This is a genomic window from Azospirillum brasilense (genome assembly GCF_005222205.1).
Classification (GTDB): domain Bacteria; phylum Pseudomonadota; class Alphaproteobacteria; order Azospirillales; family Azospirillaceae; genus Azospirillum; species Azospirillum brasilense_G.
The window spans coordinates 2,441,663-2,459,936 of record NZ_CP032345.1; the positions used below are offsets into that span (position 1 = coordinate 2,441,663).

The window sequence follows — 18,274 nt, forward strand, 5'->3', positions numbered from 1 at the left end:
GGGCTACATGTCCGTGAGCCGCTCGCAGGCCTCCGCCGCGATGGCCGCGAACACCCGGCGATCGCCGGGCAACAGCGAGTCGGCGGTCAGCCGGCGGTGCGGCTCGAACCGCAGGCCCGCCCGGTGCGCCGCCGCGGCGCTTCCCCAGAAGGCCGGCGGCCGATGGCTCAGGCCCGCCGCATGGCGCGGTTCGCGCAGCCGGACCTCCCGCAGCACGTTGGTCAGATCGAAATCGATCAGGAACCGCCGCCCGCCGGGGCCGGTCAGGCGAATCCAGGCATGGAAGGGAAAGGATTCCGTCTTCTGCCGCCGCTGCGCCGGATCGGGAGGACGAACGTCGGCGGGTGCCGCCGGGTAGCCGAGCCAGCGCGCCCGGCCGTGGGGTTCGGATTTGCGGAACGCCACGCGGCCCAGCGCGACCTCGGCCCGCCCGTGGCCCAAGGACTCCAAAAGCATCGCCCCGGCGAAGGCGTAATACTGGCAGCCGCCCAGCCGGTGGGTGTGGACCAGCTCGCGGTGCAGCGGATGGGCGGTCACGGCGTCATGCACCGCCTGCCGGATGCGCTCCCGCTCCGGCGGCAGGGCGCCTGTGGTGGACGTGCCGGGCACCGGCGCCGTCTCGGCCTCGCCCAGCATCAGGCGCATCCACGCCGACATCGCGAGAAGCATCGCCGCCTCCGTTCCGCGGTTACCGACCTGCACGACGACGAACAGGCCGGAACCGTGAAAGGTTGCCCGAGGCGGGCAGGGGACCTCTTTCGGGTGGCGCCCCTTACGGCAGCATCTTGCCGGGATTCAGCAGGCCCTTGGGGTCGAGCGCCGCCTTCATGGCGCGCAGCAGGTCGAACTCGACCGGGCTCTTGATGACCGGCATCTCGTCCTTCTTGAAGCGGCCGACGCCATGCTCGGCGGAGATCGAACCGTCCAGGGCGAAGATCACCTCGTTCACCACGTGGCAGATCTCGTCCCAGCGGGCGAGGTAGGCGGCGGTGTCGGCGCCCTGCGGCTGGCTGAGGTTGAAGTGGATGTTGCCGTCGCCGACATGGCCGAAGGGGGTCGGGCGGATGCCGGGGCAGGCCTGGGCCACCGCGGCCTCGGCGCGCTCGATGAACTCGGCGACGCGCGACACGGGGACCGACACGTCGTTCTTGATCGAGCCGCCCTCGAACTTCTGCGCCTCGACGATGGCCTCGCGGATGAACCAGAGCTGGTTGGCCTGGGTCTCCGACTGGGCGATGGTGGCGTCGGTGGCCAGTTCCGCCTCGAAGGCCTCGCCCAGCGCCGCCTCGACCGTCTCGCGGAAGGCGTCGGACTGGGTGCCGGCGGTCAGCTCGGTCAGCACGTACCAGGGCGACGGTTCCGACAGCGGGTCGATGGTGCCGGCGACGTGCTTGAGCGCGAACTCCAGGCAGCGGCGCGACATCAGCTCGAAGGCGGCCACGGCGTCGCCCGACGCCTCGCGCAGGCGGGCCAGCAGCTCGATGGCGGCGGCGGGGCTGGGCACGGCGATGAAGGCCGTCTCCGCCTGGCGCGGGCGGGGGTAGAGCTTCAGCACCGCGGCGGTGACGATGCCCAGTGTGCCCTCCGCCCCGATGAACAGGTGCTTCAGGTCGTAGCCGGTGTTGTTCTTGCGAAGGCTGCGCAGGCCGTTCCAGACGCGCCCGTCGGCCAGCACGACCTCCAGCCCAAGCACGAGGTCGCGCATGTTGCCGTAGCGCAGCACGTTGATGCCGCCGGCGTTGGTGGAGATCAGCCCGCCGATCTGGCAGGTGCCCTCCGCCCCCAGGCTCATCGGCAGCAGGCGGTCCTTGTCCTTCGCGGCCTCCTGCGCGGTCTTCAGCACGACGCCGGCCTCCACCGTCATGGTGTAGTTCAGCGTGTCGATGCCACGGATCCTGTTCATCCGCGACAGGCTGATGACGATCTCGCGCCCTTCCTCATAGGGAATGGAGCCGCCGACGAGGCTGGTGTTGCCGCCCTGCGGGACGACCGGGATGCCGGCCTCCGCGCAGATTTTCACCACCGCCGCGACTTCCTCGGTGCTGGCCGGGCGGACCACCGCCGGGCTGTTCCCCTTGAAGCGCCCGCGCCATTCCGACAGGTAGGGGGCCATGTCCTCCGGCGCGGTGAGAAGGCCGTTCGGGCCGACGATGGCGCGGATTTGGTCGAGGGTGGCAGCGAGGCTGGCGGAGGTCATGGGCGGACGGTCCGGGGGCTGGAGAGGGCATCGCCCCCACCCCGACCCTCCCCCGCTGTCGCAGGGGAGGGGGCTTTCTGTCCCTCCCCTGCGACAGCGGGGGAGGGAGGGACCCGCAGAGCGGGAGGGTGGGGGCTCGTTGCGAGACTCTTATCGCCTCGCCGTCCGTTTTTCCACTATGCCCGCGGCGCGGCCGCCCGCCGCAGCCGGTCGTTGATGGCGACGCCCAGCCCCTCGTCGGGGATCGGCATCACGGCGATGGCGCGGGCCCCCTCCTGGTCGAGCGCGCGGAGGTGGGCGAACAGGTTCGCCGCCGCCTCGTTCAGGTCGCCCTGGAGGCTGAGGTTCAGGCGGGCCTTGCCGCCGCGGATGAAGCGGTCGGGGCCGAAGGTCAGGAAGGCCTCGTCGTCCTCGGCGCTCGTGGCGTTCAGCCGCACCGGGGCGTTGGGGGCGTAGTGGCTTTCCAGCTGGCCGGGCGACTTCGGAGCGTCCGGGTTGCCCGCGGAGACCTGGATGGGACCGATCAGCCGTTCGATCTCCTCGCGCAGCACGGCACCGGGGCGCAGCAGCACGGGCGTCTCGCCGGTCAGGTCGAGCACGGTGGACTCCACCCCGACCTGGCACTTCCCGCCGGCCACCACCATGCTCACCCGGTCGCCCAGGCTTTCGATGACGTGGTGGGGGGCGGTCGGGCTGACCGCGCCGGAGCGGTTGGCGCTGGGGGCGGCGATCGGCTTGCCGGCGGCCTTGAGCAGGGCCTGCGCCACCGGATGGCCGGGCACGCGCACCGCCACGCTGTCCAGCCCGGCGGACACCAGCAGCGACAGCCCGGCCTCCGGGCGGCGGGGCAGGACCAGGGTCAGCGGGCCGGGCCAGAACTGGTGGGCCAGTTCCACCGCCCGCTCGTCGAGAACGGCGATGGCCTCGGCCGACTCCAGGTCCGGCACATGGGCGATCAGCGGGTTGAACTGCGGGCGGCCCTTGGCGGCGAAGATCGCGGCCACGGCCCGGTCGTCGGTAGCGTCGCCGCCGAGGCCGTAGACGGTCTCGGTCGGGAAGGCGACCAAGTCGCCGCTGCGCAGGGCCTCGCCGGCGCGGGCGAGGCCGGCGGGCGTGGCGGGGATGATGTCGGGATGCTTGTCGGTCACGGGAGGATTTGTAAAGCGTCGGGGGATGAAGTCAATTCGCGCGGTTGCGCCGGCACTGTCCAAGCCTTATGACGGGTGTGCACGATAAACAACCAAATGATGGGTGTGGGCATGGCGGGCAAGGTCTTCACCGTGGCTCAGCAGAAGGGCGGGGCCGGCAAGACCACGCTGGTCGCCCATCTCGCCATCGCCTGGATGCAGCTCGGGCGGTCGGTCGCCACGGTGGACATCGACCCGCAGGGCAGCCTGACCCGCTGGCAGGCGGTGCGGGCGGAGGCCACGGGCGGGGAGCCCGGCTTCACCCATGTCCAGATCACCGGCTGGCGCACCCAGACCGAGGTCGAGAAGCTGGCCCGCGACCACGACATCGTGCTGATCGACAGCCCGCCCCACGCCCAGACGGAAGCGCGCATCGCCGTGCGTGCCGCCAGCCTCGTCCTCGCCCCGGTGCAGCCCAGCCCGATGGACCTGTGGGCGGTGCAGCCCACCCTGGACCTCGCCGCGCAGGAGAAGCGCCGCCTGCTGCTGGTTCTGAACCGCGTGCCGCCGCGCGCCCGCATCGCCGACGAACTGATCGCGCGGGTGCGCGACCTCGTGAACCCGCCGGCGGTGGACATCGCGGAGTCGCAGATCGGCAACCGCACCGCCTACGCCGGGACCCTGCTGTCTGGCCTGTCGGTGACCGAGGCCGCCCGCAAGACCCAGGCGGCGGCGGAGATGCAGGCGCTGGCCGAGGAGATCCTGCGCCGGGCGGCGTGAGGGGGAATGGCACTCGTGCCGAGTGTAACGATACGCGCAACCCCCTCACCCTAAAGCGAACGTCCGTTCGCTTTAGACTCACATCGCCTCACTTGCCGGCGGGCTTCGGCCACATGTGCGGCCGGGACCGCCGTCGCGGTCCAAAGCGGATTGCAATCCGCTTTAACCCTCTCCCCTGAGGGGAGAGGGGACATCATTACAGCGCCTGCAGCGCCTTCAGCACCGCCGCCACATGGCCGGTGACCTTCACCTTGCGCCAGACGTTGCGGACGATGCCGTCCTTGTCGATCAGGAAGGTCGCGCGCTCCAGCCCCATGTACTTGCGGCCGTACATGCTCTTCTCGACCCAGACGCCGTAGGCCTCGGCGACGCCGGTCTCCTTGTCGGAGGCCAGGGTGAAGGGCAGCTCGTACTTCGCCTTGAACTTGTCGTGGCTGGCGACGGTGTCCTTGGACACGCCGATGATGACGGCGTCCAGCCCGCTGAAGTCCGGAAGCTGGTCGCGGAAGCCGCAGGCCTCCGACGTGCAGCCGGAGGTGTCGTCCTTCGGGTAGAAGTACAGGATCACCGGTTTGCCCCGCAGTGCGGACAGCGTGACGCTGCCGCCGCCGTCGGTCGGCATGGTGAAGTCCGGGGCGGGGGTGCCGGCCTCGATGGCGGGCGCTTGGGTATCGCTCATGGGAGTCTGGCTTCTTCGTTGGTCTCTGGGGGAGGCAGCCTTGACGCCGGCTCCTCGACCAGCGCCACGAAATGGCGATGGGCGCGGGCGGCGATGTCCCGGATTCTGCTGTCGAGCGCGGCGAAGTCAACCGCCGGCTCCTCGTCGGGGAAGGCGGCGCGGGACAGTCCCTCCAGAAGCGTCGGCGAGACCTGCCGCGGATCGAGCACCCCGTCGGTGGTCAGCCGCAGGAAACCCTGCACGCGGCGCCACAGCTTCAGCGTCGCCACCAGTTCCTCCGCGACCTCCGGCGCCAGCAGCCCGGCCGCGGCGGCGTTGAGCAGGGCGCGGCTGGTCGCGATGGACAGGATGTCCGGATGGGCGTGGCCGTGGCGGAGCTGGAGATACTGAGCGGTGAACTCGATGTCGATCAGGCCGCCGCGGGCGTATTTGACGTTCCACGGGTTGGTGGTGCCGAATTCCTTGTCGATGCGGCGGCGCATGTCGGCGACGTCCCGCAGCACCTTGGCCGGGTCGCGCGGGCCGGTCAGCACGCCGCGGATCGCCGACTCGACCTTATGACCCAGCGCCGGATCGCCGCCGATGACGCGGGCGCGGGTCAGGGCCATGTGCTCCCACGTCCAGGCGTCCTTGGTCTGATAGGCGGTGAAGGCGTCCAGCGCGGTGGCGAGCGGCCCGGCGTTGCCCGACGGGCGCAGCCGCATGTCCACCTCGTACAGCCGCCCGTCGGCCATCGGAGCGGTGATGGCGTTGGTCAGGCGCTGCGTCAGCTTGATGTAATACTCGTTGGGGGCCAGCGGCTTGGTCCCGTCCGACTGGCGGGTGCCCGGCGGCACCTCGTAGACCACGATCAGGTCGATGTCGGAGGTGATGGTGAGCTGCCGGCTGCCCAGCTTGCCCATCGCCACCACCACCCAGGCGCCGCCGGGGATGCGGCCGTGGCGGGCGGCGAACTCCTCCTCCACACGGGCGGCCAGCTCCGGCACCACCACGTCGGCCAGATCCGCCAGGAAGGGGCCGCAGCGGTCGCCGTCGGTGATGCCGCGCAGGATGTGCGCCCCGGCGCGGAAGCGCTGGTCGTTGGTCCAGCGCCGCGACAGCGTCAGCACGTCCTCGAAGTCGCGCGCCCCGGCGATGAAGCGCTGGTATTCCGGCGTCAGCCCCGCCGCGTCGGGCAGCGGGTCGAAGAAGTCGGGCGACAGCACGGCGTCGAGCAGCGACGGGTTGCGCGACAGCGTCTCGGCCAGCTGCGGTGCCGTGCCCATGATCTCCGCCACCAGGGCGAGCAGCCAGGGGTTGGCGATGAACAGCGAGAACAGCCCGACCCCCGCCGGCAGCCGCTCCAGGAAGCTGTCGAACTTGACCAGCGCGTCGTCCGGGGCAGGGGTCTTCGCCAGCTCGTTCAGCATGGCCGGAACCAGCTCGGTCAGCAGCTCCCGCGCGCGGCCCGAGCGGGTGGAGCGGTAGCGCCCGCGGTGCCAGGTGGAGACCACCGCGATGACCCGGCTGGGGTCGCGGTAGCCCATGCCGGCCAGCGTCTTCACCGTGCCGGGGTCGTCGTCGGTGCCGGTGAAGACGAGGTTGCCGGGGCCGGACAGCGACGGCGCTTCCTCGAACAGCTCGGCGTAGCGGTCCTCCACCCGGCCGAGCTGGGCCAGCAGGTCGGCGCGGAAGTCCTCCACCCGCCCGTAGCCGAGGAAGGTGGCGAGGTGGGCCACCCCCTCGTCGTCCGCCGGGATCTGGTGGGTCTGCCGGTCGTCGGTCATCTGGATGCGGTGCTCGACCCGGCGCAGGAAGCGGTAGGCCTCCTCCAGCTCCTCCACCGCCGCCTCCGGCACGCGGCCGACCGCGCACAGCGCCTTGTTGGCCAGCAGGGTGGGGGCGATGCGCACGCGGATGTCGCGCCCGCCGAAGATCAGCTGCTGGGTCTGGGCGAAGAACTCGATCTCGCGGATTCCGCCACGGCCGACCTTGATGTCGTGGCCGTTCACCGTCACTTCACGATGGCCCTTGTGGGCGTTGATCTGACGCTTGATGGAATGGATGTCCTGGATGGCCGCGAAGTCGAGGTGGCGCCGCCACACGAACGGTTCGAGGAAACGCAGGAAATGCGCCCCGGCCTCGGGATCGCCGGCGATGGGGCGGGCCTTGATCATGGCCGCGCGCTCCCAGTTCTGCCCGACGCTGCCGTAATAAATTTCGGCCGCCGAGACCGACACCGCCAGCGGCGTGGCCCCGGGATCGGGGCGCAGCCGCAGATCTGTACGGAAGACGTAGCCGTCCTTGGTCCGTTCATCCATAATGCGGACAAGATCGCGCGCGATACGAATGAACGTGCGGGCGAGGTTGTCCGGCTGGGGCGTTTGAACGACGGCGTCGTCGTACAGGACGATCAGGTCGATATCGCTGGAATAGTTGAGTTCGCGCGCACCAAGTTTGCCCATGCCAAGCACGATCAGGCCCGACCCGACCCATGGCCGCTGCGGTTCCGGCAGCGTCAGCGTCCCCGCCTCCGCGGCGCGGCGCAGCAGGTGGTTTGCCGCCATCCGCACCGATGTCTCGGCGATGTCGGACAGCGCGCCGGTGACCGCCTCCAGCTCCCATGCGCCGGTGATGTCGGCCATCGCGATCAGCAGCGCCGCCCGCCGCTTGGCGACGCGCAGGGCGGTCATCAGCCGGTCGATGTTGCGCTCCTCCGCGCAGTCCTCTTCCAACCGGCGCAGCAGCGCCGCGAAGGCGGCGTCGTACCCCTCGCTCACCATCTCGCGGACGAAGGGCAGCTCGCGCGTCAGGATCTGGCCGAGATACGGGCTGTTGCCGCACACCGCGTCGATCAGCGCCCGGCCCTCGGCCGAATCGGCATACGCCTCGGCCCAGGCGCCCAAGTCGTCGTCGCTGGTGTCGTCTGCGGCGTTCGCCGCCTCGGCGCGCCAGCGCTCCAGGCCGCGTTCGGCGAGGGCGGTGTCGAAGGGTTTCGGCAGCGTGGTGGTCATGGTCGCGGCTATCCCTGCACAAGAACTGAGCAGGAAGGTGCGCGGTCGCGAGGGTCCGGTCAACTGTGACAACGCGCGGGCATCGTCGCCGGGACACCATCCGTGATCCGGCGCACCGCGAAGCTTCTCGCCTGGACCACCGCGGGCGCGATCGTCGTCGTCGGCGCGGCCGGTGGGCTGTTCGCCTGGCGGCTGGCCCAGGGACCGATCGCGCTCGACCCGCTGACCCCCTATGTGGAGCGGGCGCTGAGCGATCCGCAGGGCCGCTACCGCGTCGATGTCGGCCAGCTCGTCCTGTCCTGGGTGGACGAGGAGGAGAGCGACGGGTTGACCCGGCTGGACCTGCGGGCCATCGACGTGCACGCGGTCAACGCCGAGGGGGACGAGCTTGCGGCGGTGCCAGAGCTGGGCGTCGGCTTCTCCGTGCGCGCGCTGTTCCAGGGCAAGCTGTCGCCGACCCGGCTCGACCTCGTGCGGCCGCGCCTCCAGGTGGTGCGCCGGGCCGACGGCAGCCTGGATTTCGACGTCCGCTCGATTCCGTCTCCCGGCGAGCCGGAACCGCAGGAGCCGGACGGGGGCCCGGACTTTGCGGGGGAGATCGTCTCCACCCTGATGCAGCCCCCGGACATCGCCCGTCCGTTGGGTCTGCTGCGGCGGCTGACCATCATCGGCGCCGACCTGACGGTGACGAACCGCATGCTGGGCCTGTCCTGGCACGCCAACCGCGCCGACATCGTTCTGACCCGCGACGGGACGGAGATCGTCGGCGGGGCGCAGCTTCTCCTCGACCTCGACGGGCGGACGGCGGCGGTGGAGGCGTCGGGCGTCCATCGCATGGCCGACGCGCAAACCGCGCTGTCCACCCGCTTCGACGGGCTGCAGCCGGCGGCGCTGGCCAAGATCGGCCCGCTGCTGGCGCCGCTGTCGGCGGTGACCGTTCCTTTCGGCGGGCGCATCGACGCGACCCTGGATTCGCGGTTCGAGCCGGTGCGTTTCAGCTTCGACCTGCAGGGCGGCGCCGGGGAGGTCAGCCTGCCCGCGCTGCGGCCCGACCCCTACCGGGTCGATCGTGTGCGGCTGCGCGGCGGGCTGGACGTGCCGGGCCGGCGGGCGGAGCTGGAGCGGCTGGACCTCGCGCTCGACGGGATGGCGATGGCCGGGCGGGGCGACCTGCGGGAGCAGGGCGGACAGCGCGGCGGCAGCCTGCGTCTCGACCTGACGGCGGGTGGCCAGCGGGCCTCGCTCGACCTTGACGGCACGCAGGTTCCGGACAAGGGCGCGTCGCTGGCCGCGAAGCTCGACGGGCTGGTGCCCGCCGCCCTGGCCGGGCTCGCCCCGGCGCTGGCGCCTCTGGCCGCGGCGCAGCTCCCCCTGTCCGGCACGGCCAGCCTGGAGCTGGACCCCGACGGACAGCCGCGCAGCGGCCGGGCGGAGCTGAAGGCCGGCGCCGGCCGCGTCGTCCGGCCGGACCTGTTCCCGGAGCCGCTGCCCGTCGCCTCCGCCGCCCTGACGGTGGCCGGCGACCGCGCCTCGGGCCAACTGAACGTGGAGCGGCTGGCGGTCGATCTCGGCGGGCCGACCGTGGAGGGAACCGCGCGGGCCACCATCGACCGGCTCGGCGCGCCGGACGCCCGCCTGTCGGTGGAGGCCGCCGTGACGGCCAAGCGGGTGCCGGCGGACGAGCTGCCCCGGCTGTGGCCGCTCGGGGTGGGCAAGAACCCGCGGGAGTGGGTGACCACGAACCTGTCGCACGGCGTCGTGCCGGAGGCGACGGCGACCGTCCGGGCCAGCGGGCCGCTGTCCGACCTCGCGGCGATCGACGTGACGCATTTCCAGGCCGGCATCCAGGCCGAGGACATGACGGTGGATTACTTCCACCCGCTGCCCAAGGTCACCGGGGTGGGGGCGGAGGTGTCCACCGACGGCAAGACCTTCACCATCCACACCAAGGGCGGGCGGATCGACGACGTCCAGCTCGGCGAGGGCACCATCGTCATCGGCGGTCTGGACACCGGCAAGGAGACCATGGACATCCGCGTCCCGGTCCGCGGGCCGGTGCGCACCATCCTGACCGTCCTGGACAGCCCGCCGCTGGGCTATCCCAGCCGCCTCGACCTCGACCCCAAGCGCACCCAGGGGCAGGCCGACGCGCAGCTCCATTTCCAGTTCCCGCTGCTGGTCGACCTGAAGGTGGAGCAGCTGAACCTGGACGTCGCGGCGAAGCTGCGCGGCGTCGGGGTGGAGAAGGTGGCCGCCGGGCTGACCGCGACCGAGGGCGACCTGACGCTGGCGCTCGATATGAACGCCATGACGGTGAAGGGCAACACCAAGCTGGACGGCATCCCCGTCACCATCGACTGGAAGGAGCAGTTCACCTCCACCGCCAAGGGGCCGCGCACCCGCATCGCCGTGAAGGGCGACGTGGATGCCCAGGACCTGCGCAGCCATGGCATCGACCTCGGCGAGCATGTCGCGGGGCCGCTGGGGGCGGACGTGCTGTTCACCGTCGACCAGCGCCGCCGCTTCGGCCTGACCGCCGGGCTGAACCTGGAAAAGACCCATCTGCGCATCGACGAGCTGGGCTGGGAGAAGAAGCCCGGCGTGCCGGGCACCGGCAAGCTGGCGCTGGAGTTCCAGAAGGACCGGGTGACCCGCATCACCGGCCTGTCGGTCGATGCCGGGGGGCTGCGCGCCCAGGCGGTCGTCGACCTCGCGCCGCAGACCATGGCGGTCACCAAGGTGGCGGTCAGCCAGATGTCCGTCGGCCAGACCGACCTGAAGGCCGACGTGACGGTGCATGACGGCGGCAAGAGCGGCTATTCCGGGACCATCACGGGCCAGAGCCTGGACGCCCGCGTCCTGGCCGGCAAGGCCGACCCGCCCGGCGGCAAGAAGCAGGGGCCGAGCGACGAGAAGCCGCTGCCGCTCGATTTCGACCTGAAGCTGAACCGCGTCGTCTTCGGGGACGGCCGCCATCTGTCCGATGTGGCCGGGCGGATCAAGCGCGACCGACTGTCCTGGACGGCGCTCGACGTGACGGCGAAGGCGGGGCGCGACGGGGCGGTGTCCCTGCGCTATCTGCCGGGCGCCCAGGGCTTCTATGACGTGGCCATCTCGGCCAGCGACGCCGGCGCGACCTTCCGCGCGCTCGACATCAACGACCGGGTGCAGGGCGGCGCGCTGGCGATCACCGGCCGAACGGTCGAGCCGCGGGCCGACGCCGCCATCGAAGGCCGGATGGAGCTGACCGATTACGCGCTGGTCGATGCGCCGGTGCTGGCCCGCATCCTGAACGCCATCTCCCCGTCCGGCTTCGCCGAGCTGATGGGCGGCGGCAAGGGCATCCGTTTCGGGCGGGCGGTCAGCGACTACCGCAAGGACGGTCGCCTGCTGACCGTGAAGGACCTGCGCACCTCCGGCTCCGCGCTCGGCCTGACCCTGACGGGGGAGGTGGACATCGAAACCGACACCGCCAACCTGCGCGGCACCATCGTGCCCATCTACGGGCTGAACCGGCTGATCGGCCAGATCCCGTTGCTGGGCGACGCGCTGAGCGGCGGCGAGGGGCAGGGCATCTTCAGCGCCACCTGGCACGTCCGCGGCCCGCTGGGCGACCCGGACGTGACGGTGAACCCGCTCGCCATGCTGGCGCCGGGCTTCCTGCGCAACCTGTTCTTCCTGGGCGAGGGTGGCGACGGCAAGGAAGCGCCGTCGCCGGGGACTTTCGAGAAGTAAGGAGGCAGGGTCGGGGGCGACACCATCCCCTCAGCCGTCCTTGGCCGGCCGAGGGCTTTGGGGAATGGATCAGGCGAGGGTGAAGGCAAGATAGCTTGCGTCACCGACCTGCCCGGGCATGGCGAGGACCGCGGCCGAGTATTTGGAGGAGATGGTCATGCTCATATCGATGCTGCCATTGGCATCCAGGTCGATGTGTGCCGTAGCCCCCTTGTATCCATCCGCACCGGCCATCTCAGCCCAGGTCAGCTTGGACGTCCCCTCCTTCCAGCCCCAGCAGGTGACCCATTCCCCTTTCTCGAGATCCGTCACCGTGGACCAGGTGACGCCGTTGCCACGCCCGTCCACGAAGAAGGTGTCCACGCCCGAACCGCCGGTCAGGAAGTTGGAGCCGAGCCCCCCGTCCAGCACATCGTCGCCCTTGCCGCCGTCGATCGCGTCGTCACCGCCCAGGGTGTTGATGAAATCGGCGAGATCGGTGCCGTGCATGGCCTCGCTGATGTCGGCCCCGATGTGCATGTTCTGAAGCCAGGACACCGGTCCGGAGTAGGCCTGCATCTCGACTTCGCGGCTTGTTCCGCCGGAGGTGATGGCGAGGCGGCGTGTCGGCTCGATGTCGTCGTTGACGATCGTGCCCGTGGCGGTCGCGGTCGCGATGGGCGCGTATCGCAGGTTCGTCAGCGTAACGGCGAAGGTCTCGTTGCCCTCGAGGGTGGAATCGCCGGAAACGTTGATGGTGATGACCTTGCGGGTTTCGCCGGGTGCGAAACTGACCGTGTCGGATGGCAGCGTGCCGCCGAAGTCGGCGGCATCCGCCGGATTCGCCCCGGTCCCGGTCACCGCATAGCTGGCGGTCGAATTGCCCTCGATGTTTCCGGCGCGGGTGACCTCGAAGGTGTAGGCGGTCGAGCCGCTGCTGCCTTCCGCCTTCGTCGCATCCAGGGCGGCGATGGAGAGCGTGGTGTCGTCGTTGCGGATGGTCCCGGTTGCCGTGGTGGTGCCGAGAGCGACGCCGTTCGGGTTGGACAGGGTGATCGTGTAGGTTTCGTCCGGCTCCACCGTGGTGTCGCCGGAAAATTCCACCATGAACATCCGCGTCGTCTCCCAGCCCACGAGGGTGACGGTGCCGGACGGCAGCGTGCCGCCAAAGTCGGCGGCGTCCACCGGGTTCGCGCCGGTCCCGGTTAGCGCCCAGTCAACCGAAACGGGTTTTCCTGTGCTGGTTGACAGTTCTATGTAAAAGTAAATAAATTTATTACCGCTATCGCCTTCCGGAGAATCTCCGTTGAGCGATTTGATTGACGCCAATGCATCGTCGTTGCCAATCGTCATCCTGACGGGGTTGTTTATTAAATGATCGGATAGTGTGTCTCCGATCGGATCGTAAAATATAACTTTAAATTCCTCAGATGGTTCAATGATGTCGTCATCATGAATTGGAATGTCGAGAATTGCGCTTTGAAACGGGGCGAACTCAAGCGTGCCGCTTGGAAATGTTCCACCAAAATCATCGGCATCAGCCGGATTGAGGCCAGTGCCCTCGATCCGCCATTTTACGGAGGCAGGGGAGGATGTGTTTCCGTCGCGGCTGAGGATGAGGCGGGTCTTGCTGAGCACCGCCTGCCCACCTCCCTCGTAACCGCCTTGCGTATAACTGACCCAAATCGCCATGACGCCCCCAATTCGAAGTTCTGAAAATAGAACATCGACAATTCGAAGTTGTCAACGATATGCGGCTATCTGCTTTGGGCTGAGTTGAATGGCTGGCCTCCACCTTGAATGGGGATGCGAATGAGGCCTCCATGTCTCCAGCGACGGCATCCGCCACGTGACGTCCCGCTCCAGGAAGAGTGGGGGCGTCACGTGGCGTCAGAGGTGTCTCACACCGCCTTGACCAGCGCGTGGCGCTTCTTGCCGGCGCTCAGCTTGATGACGCCGTCGGCGTTCAGGTCGGCGGCGGTGGCCTTGGCGGCCTCGTCGGGAATGGCGGCGTCGTTCATCTTGGCGCCGGCGCCCTTGATGAGGCGGCGCGCCTCGCCCTTCGACGCGGCCAGCCCGGCGGAGACCAGCAGATCCACCAGCGCGACGCCGGCCTCAAGCTCGGCGCGGGGCACGTCGATGCTGGGCAGGCCTTCGGCGGCGGCGCCCTGTTCGAAGGTGCGGCGGGCGGTCTCGGCGGCCTCCAAGGCGGCCTCCTCGCCATGGGCGAGCTTGGTCACCTCGTGGGCGAGGATCTTCTTGGCCTCGTTGATGCCGGCGCCCTCCAGGGACTCCAGCCGCGCCACCTCGTCCAGCGGCAGCTCGGTGTAGAGGCGCAGGAAGCGGCCGACGTCGGCGTCCTCGGTGTTGCGCCAGTACTGCCAGAAATCATAGGCGCTGAGCTTGTCGGCGGTCAGCCAAACCGCGCCCGCCGCCGTCTTGCCCATTTTGGCGCCGGAGGAGGTGGTCAGCAGCGGCGTCGTCAGGCCGAACAGCTCCGCCCCGTCGGTGCGGCGGCCCAGCTCGACGCCGTTGATGATGTTGCCCCACTGGTCCGACCCGCCCATCTGGAGCAGGCACTTCTCGCGCCGGAACAGCTCCACGAAATCATAGGCCTGGAGAATCATATAGTTGAATTCCAGGAAGGTCAGCGGCTGCTCACGATCCAGGCGCAGCTTGACCGATTCGAAGGTCATCATGCGGTTGATCGTGAAGTGCCGCCCGATGTCGCGCAGCAGCGGGATGTATTTCAGCTCGTCCAGCCAGTCGGCGTTGTTGACCATCACCGCGTCCGTGGGGCCGTCGCCGAAGGACAGGTAGCGCCCGAAGATGCGCTTGATGCCCGCCATGTTGGCGTTGATGGCCTCGTCGGTGAGCAGCTGGCGTGCCTCGTCCTTGCCCGACGGATCGCCGATCTTGGTCGTGCCGCCGCCCATCAGGACGATCGGCTTGTGACCAGTCTTCTGCAGCCAGCGCAGCATCATGATCGGCAGCAGGCTGCCCACATGCAGGCTGTCCGCCGTGCAGTCGAAGCCGATGTAGGCGATGATCGGCCCCTTCGCCGCGCGCTCGTCGAGCCCGGCGAGGTCGGTGCACTGGTGGATGAAGCCGCGTTCCTGCAGCGTGCGGAGGAAATCCGATGTCAGCGTCGTCATGGCCGCGATCCGGCTGTCGTGGTAGGGTCCAGGGTCGCGTCTGTTAGCATGGAACGCGCGGCCCCACAATTCTCGGGGCTGATTCGATAGGGGATTGGGGCAAGGAATGCAGACGGTCGTCGGGCTGATGAGCGGCACCTCCATGGACGGGATCGACGCGGCGCTGGTCCGCACCGACGGCGAACGCCGGGTGGAGCCGCTGGCCTTCGTGACCATCCCGTACGAGGACGGCTTCCGCGCCGACCTGCGCTCCTGCCTTGGCGGCAAGGGGCCGGTGGAGGCGGTCGAGCGCGCCCTGACCGACGCCCACGCCGACGCCGTGCGCCGCCTGCTGGCGGAGGCCGGGACGGAGGCCGCCGCGGTGGATCTGATCGGCTTCCACGGCCAGACGATCTTCCACGACCCGGCGCAGCGCCGCACTTGGCAGATCGGCGACGGCGCGCGGCTGGCGCGGGCGACCGGCATCGCGGTGGTCAACGACTTCCGCACGGCGGACGTGGCGGCGGGCGGGCAGGGCGCCCCGCTGGTGCCGCTGTTCCACCGCGCGCTGGCCGACGCCCTGCCGCGGCCTCTGGCCGTGCTGAACATCGGCGGCGTCGCCAACGTCACCTGGATCGGCGAGGGCGCGGACGACGTGATCGCCTGCGACACCGGGCCTGGCAACGCGCTGGTGGACGATTGGGTGCTGTCCGGCCAGGGCGCCCGCTACGATTCCGGCGGGGCGCTGGCGGGGCGTGGCGTGGTGGACAAGGGTGCTTTGGCGGCGCTGCTGGCCCATCCCTATTTCGACCAGCCGGCGCCGAAGTCGCTGGACCGCGACGCCTTCGATCCGGCGCCCGTCCGCGGGCTGTCGGTGGAGGATGGCGCGGCGACCCTGACCGCCTTCACCGCCGCGTCGGTCGCCCGCATCGTCCCGCATCTGCCGGAGGCGCCGCGGCGCTGGCTGGTCTGCGGCGGCGGGCGGCACAACGCGACGCTGATGGGGATGCTGGCCGACCGGCTGGGCGTGCCGGTCGATCCGGTGGAGGCGGTGGGCTGGAACGGCGACGCGCTGGAGGCCGAGGCCTTCGCCTATCTGGCGGTGCGCAGCCGCCAGGGCCTGCCGCTCAGCCTGCCGTCCACCACCGGTGTCCCGCAGCCGATGAGCGGCGGGCGCTTTCACCCGGTGGGGTGAGACCGAGGCGGTTACGGACGCGTCCGGCTGTTGTCGGTGCAATTGTCGGCGTGCTTGCACCAATTGCCGAAGGTCCTGGCGAGCTGGGCGTTGCTGCAGCCGGACAGCAGGAGCGCCGCGAAGCCGGCGACGAAGGTGAGGCGAAGGGGCTTCACGACGGCCGCTCCGCCACTCATTCCGCCACGGCGGCGACGGGGTTGCCCATTGCGCGGTCTAGATAGTCGTCCACCTGCACCGCCAGATCGTCGCTGCGGTTGGCGAAGAAATGGTTGGCGCCGGGAACGACGCGGTGGTCGATGCGGATGTCCTTCTGGTGCGACAGCTTGGTGACCAGCTTGTTCACCGCCGCCCCCGGAACCAGCTCGTCCTTGTCGCCGTGGATGATCAGGCCGGAGGAGGGGCAGGGCGCCAGGAAGGAGAAGTCGAACAGGTTGGCCGGCGGCGAGACGGAGACGAAGCCGTCGATCTCCGGGCGGCGCATCAGAAGCTGCATGCCGATCCAGGCCCCGAAGGACACTCCGGCGATCCAGCACACCGGGGCGTTCGGGTTGTGGGTCTGCAGCCAGTCCAGCGCCGCCGCCGCGTCGGCCAGTTCGCCCTCGCCCTTGTCGTAGGCGCCCTGGCTGCGGCCGACCCCCCGGAAATTGAAGCGCAGGGCCGAGTAGCCGCGCTTCGTGAAGGACTGGAACAGGGTGAAGACCACCTTGTTGTTCATGGTCCCGTTGTGATGCGGGTGTGGATGCAGCAGCAAAGCCACCGGCGCGTTGGGGATCGTGCCGTGTGTGTAGCGCCCTTCCAGCCGTCCGGCCGGACCGTTGATCATCACTTCAGGCATGGGAACGGCGATCCTGACGCGAATATAAGGTGATCCGGACCACCGGCGGAGCGGTGAGCGGACGCCACGGCAAGCGGACGTGGTTGCCCATGGACAAGCATGGATTTTTCGCACACAATTCTTGACCGTTTTGCTTGGTCATCATATATGCGTCGATGCGTCCTTACAGGGCAACCCGCGCGACCGGCGAGGCACGGGTCGAGGGCTCTTGCGAAAGATCACCTCTTCCGGCAAGAGGGCGGACTATACCACGGCGGGTGTTCCGGTGTTCAAGCATCTTCGCGAAGAGATCGACGGTATCATGGCCCGCGACCCGGCCGCGCGGTCACGGGCCGAGGTCGCGCTGTGCTATCCGGGCTTCCACGCCATCGTCCTGCACCGGGTCGCGCGCTATTGCTGGGATCGCCGCTGGCACCTGATGGCCCGTGCCGTCTCGCAGATCGCCCGCGCGCTGACCGGCATCGAAATCCATCCGGGGGCGACCATCGGGCGCCGCTTTTTCATCGACCACGGCATGGGCGTCGTCATCGGCGAGACCGCCGAGATTGGTGACGATGTGATGCTTTATCATGGGGTTACGCTGGGCGGCACCTCGCTGAACCAGGGCAAGCGCCACCCCACGCTGGAAAGCGGCGTGATCGTCGGCGCGGGGGCCAAGGTGCTGGGGGCTATCACCATCGGGCGCGGCGCCCGCGTCGGCGCCAACGCCGTCGTGGTGGCGGACGTGGCGCCGGGCATCGCCGTCGTCGGCATCCCGGCCAAGGCGGTGGTGACGCGCGACCGCGTCGAGACGCAGAAGTTCATGCCCTACGGCACGCCCTGCGGCGACATCCCCGATCCGGTGGCGCGCGCGCTGAACGGCCTGCTCGATCAGGTGTCGACCCTGCGCCGGCGCGTCGAGGAACTGGAATCGGAGCGCGGTGACGCGCATAATTCGTCCGTATACGAAACATCGGGCGTTCCCAACGGGAAAGCCCGGCCCGACAATGGGGTGCGCGAGCCGGTGTCCGTCGACGGCGGTCCGGCGGCGTCCTGTTGAACCAAACACAAACACGAGGCTTGGCGCCGATCCGCTGGACGGTCGGGCCGGGGTGAAGGAAGGGTAAGGAGGGTAAAATGAGACTCAGCACCAAGGGACGCTATGCCGTCATGGCCATGGTCGATCTTGCTGCCACCAGCCAGGGGAGCCCCGTCGCCCTTGCCGACATCGCCGACCGGCAGGAGATTTCGCTCTCCTATCTGGAGCAGCTGTTCGCCAAGCTGCGCAAGGGCGGTCTGGTCAAGAGTGTGCGCGGCCCCGGCGGCGGCTACCTGCTGGCCCATCCGGCGGACGCGACCCGCGTGTCCGACATCATCCTGGCGGTGGACGAGCCGATCCGCACGACGCGTTGCGCCAACGGCACGCCGCAGGGTTGCCGCACCAACCGCTCGCGCTGCCTGACCCACGACCTGTGGGAGGAACTGGGCAACCAGATCCACATGTATCTCAGCTCGGTCACCGTGGCGGACGTGGTGGAGCGGCGGATCATCGGCACCAGCAGCCTGACCATCCGCGGCCCGCAGCCGGCGGACGAGGGCGCTGCGGTCGCGGCGGAGTAAGGGAGCGCCCTCCGGCCCTTC

At 69.6% G+C, this 18,274-nt stretch carries 14 protein-coding genes; 5 read left to right on the top strand and 9 right to left on the bottom strand.

Annotated features, from left to right (window positions below; all coding sequences use genetic code 11):
• Positions 1–3: 3 nt before the first annotated feature.
• From D3869_RS11700 to D3869_RS11710, 3 genes are all read right to left on the bottom strand, one after another.
• Complete coding sequence (locus tag D3869_RS11700) at positions 4–669, bottom strand: hypothetical protein (protein ID WP_137140179.1); 666 nt, start codon at positions 667–669, stop codon at positions 4–6.
• A gap of 103 nt (positions 670–772) precedes the next feature.
• Entirely contained in the window at positions 773–2,197 is a 1,425-nt protein-coding gene (locus tag D3869_RS11705; RefSeq protein WP_137140180.1) for an FAD-binding oxidoreductase, read from the bottom strand.
• A gap of 176 nt (positions 2,198–2,373) precedes the next feature.
• Positions 2,374–3,345, bottom strand: a complete 972-nt coding sequence (locus D3869_RS11710) for an L-threonylcarbamoyladenylate synthase (RefSeq protein ID WP_137140181.1) — start codon at positions 3,343–3,345, stop codon at positions 2,374–2,376.
• Positions 3,346–3,456: 111 nt separating this feature from the next.
• Between D3869_RS11710 and parA the strand changes: the two genes are divergently transcribed.
• Positions 3,457–4,104 (top strand): ParA family partition ATPase, encoded by a 648-nt coding sequence (parA, locus tag D3869_RS11715; protein WP_114861477.1) that lies wholly within the window; start codon positions 3,457–3,459, stop codon positions 4,102–4,104.
• 196 nt (positions 4,105–4,300) lie between these two features.
• On the opposite strand, the gene bcp is transcribed toward parA, so the two are convergent.
• Positions 4,301–4,783 carry a thioredoxin-dependent thiol peroxidase gene (gene bcp / locus D3869_RS11720; RefSeq protein ID WP_137140182.1) on the bottom strand — a complete coding sequence of 161 codons (483 nt, stop codon included), beginning with the start codon at positions 4,781–4,783 and terminating at the stop codon, positions 4,301–4,303.
• Positions 4,780–7,776, bottom strand: a complete 2,997-nt coding sequence (locus D3869_RS11725) for a bifunctional [glutamine synthetase] adenylyltransferase/[glutamine synthetase]-adenylyl-L-tyrosine phosphorylase (RefSeq protein ID WP_137140183.1) — start codon at positions 7,774–7,776, stop codon at positions 4,780–4,782. The genes bcp and D3869_RS11725 overlap by 4 nt, the downstream gene beginning before the upstream one ends.
• Before the next feature lie 102 nt (positions 7,777–7,878).
• Between D3869_RS11725 and D3869_RS11730 the strand changes: the two genes are divergently transcribed.
• Positions 7,879–11,511 carry a DUF3971 domain-containing protein gene (locus tag D3869_RS11730; protein ID WP_137140184.1) on the top strand — a complete coding sequence of 1,211 codons (3,633 nt, stop codon included), beginning with the start codon at positions 7,879–7,881 and terminating at the stop codon, positions 11,509–11,511.
• Positions 11,512–11,580: 69 nt separating this feature from the next.
• Here the strand turns inward: D3869_RS11730 and D3869_RS34450 are convergent, their stop codons facing one another.
• Both D3869_RS34450 and tyrS read right to left on the bottom strand, forming a co-directional pair.
• The gene (locus tag D3869_RS34450; protein WP_282190167.1) at positions 11,581–13,128 is read right to left on the bottom strand and encodes a Calx-beta domain-containing protein; all 1,548 of its coding nucleotides are present in this window, start codon (positions 13,126–13,128) and stop codon (positions 11,581–11,583) included.
• Positions 13,129–13,391: 263 nt separating this feature from the next.
• Entirely contained in the window at positions 13,392–14,645 is a 1,254-nt protein-coding gene (tyrS, locus tag D3869_RS11740; protein WP_137140186.1) for a tyrosine--tRNA ligase, read from the bottom strand.
• 106 nt (positions 14,646–14,751) lie between these two features.
• Here tyrS and D3869_RS11745 point away from each other — a divergent pair, with 106 nt between their 5' ends.
• Positions 14,752–15,819, top strand: a complete 1,068-nt coding sequence (locus D3869_RS11745) for an anhydro-N-acetylmuramic acid kinase (RefSeq protein ID WP_137140187.1) — start codon at positions 14,752–14,754, stop codon at positions 15,817–15,819.
• Between the two features lie 11 nt (positions 15,820–15,830).
• Here D3869_RS11745 and D3869_RS33065 read toward each other — a convergent pair whose 3' ends face one another.
• On the bottom strand, positions 15,831–15,974 hold the full coding sequence (locus D3869_RS33065) for a hypothetical protein (RefSeq protein ID WP_175426444.1): 144 nt from the start codon (positions 15,972–15,974) through the stop codon (positions 15,831–15,833).
• A 17-nt stretch (positions 15,975–15,991) separates the two neighbouring features.
• Entirely contained in the window at positions 15,992–16,654 is a 663-nt protein-coding gene (locus D3869_RS11750) for an alpha/beta hydrolase (RefSeq protein WP_137140188.1), read from the bottom strand.
• Positions 16,655–16,919: 265 nt separating this feature from the next.
• Between D3869_RS11750 and epsC the strand changes: the two genes are divergently transcribed.
• Both epsC and D3869_RS11760 read left to right on the top strand, forming a co-directional pair.
• Positions 16,920–17,693: a serine O-acetyltransferase EpsC gene (gene epsC, locus D3869_RS11755; RefSeq protein WP_175426445.1), complete on the top strand. Its 774-nt coding sequence runs from the start codon at positions 16,920–16,922 to the stop codon at positions 17,691–17,693.
• A gap of 77 nt (positions 17,694–17,770) precedes the next feature.
• Positions 17,771–18,253, top strand: coding sequence for an Rrf2 family transcriptional regulator (locus D3869_RS11760; protein ID WP_014239836.1), 483 nt, complete (start codon positions 17,771–17,773; stop codon positions 18,251–18,253).
• Positions 18,254–18,274 lie beyond the last annotated feature (21 nt).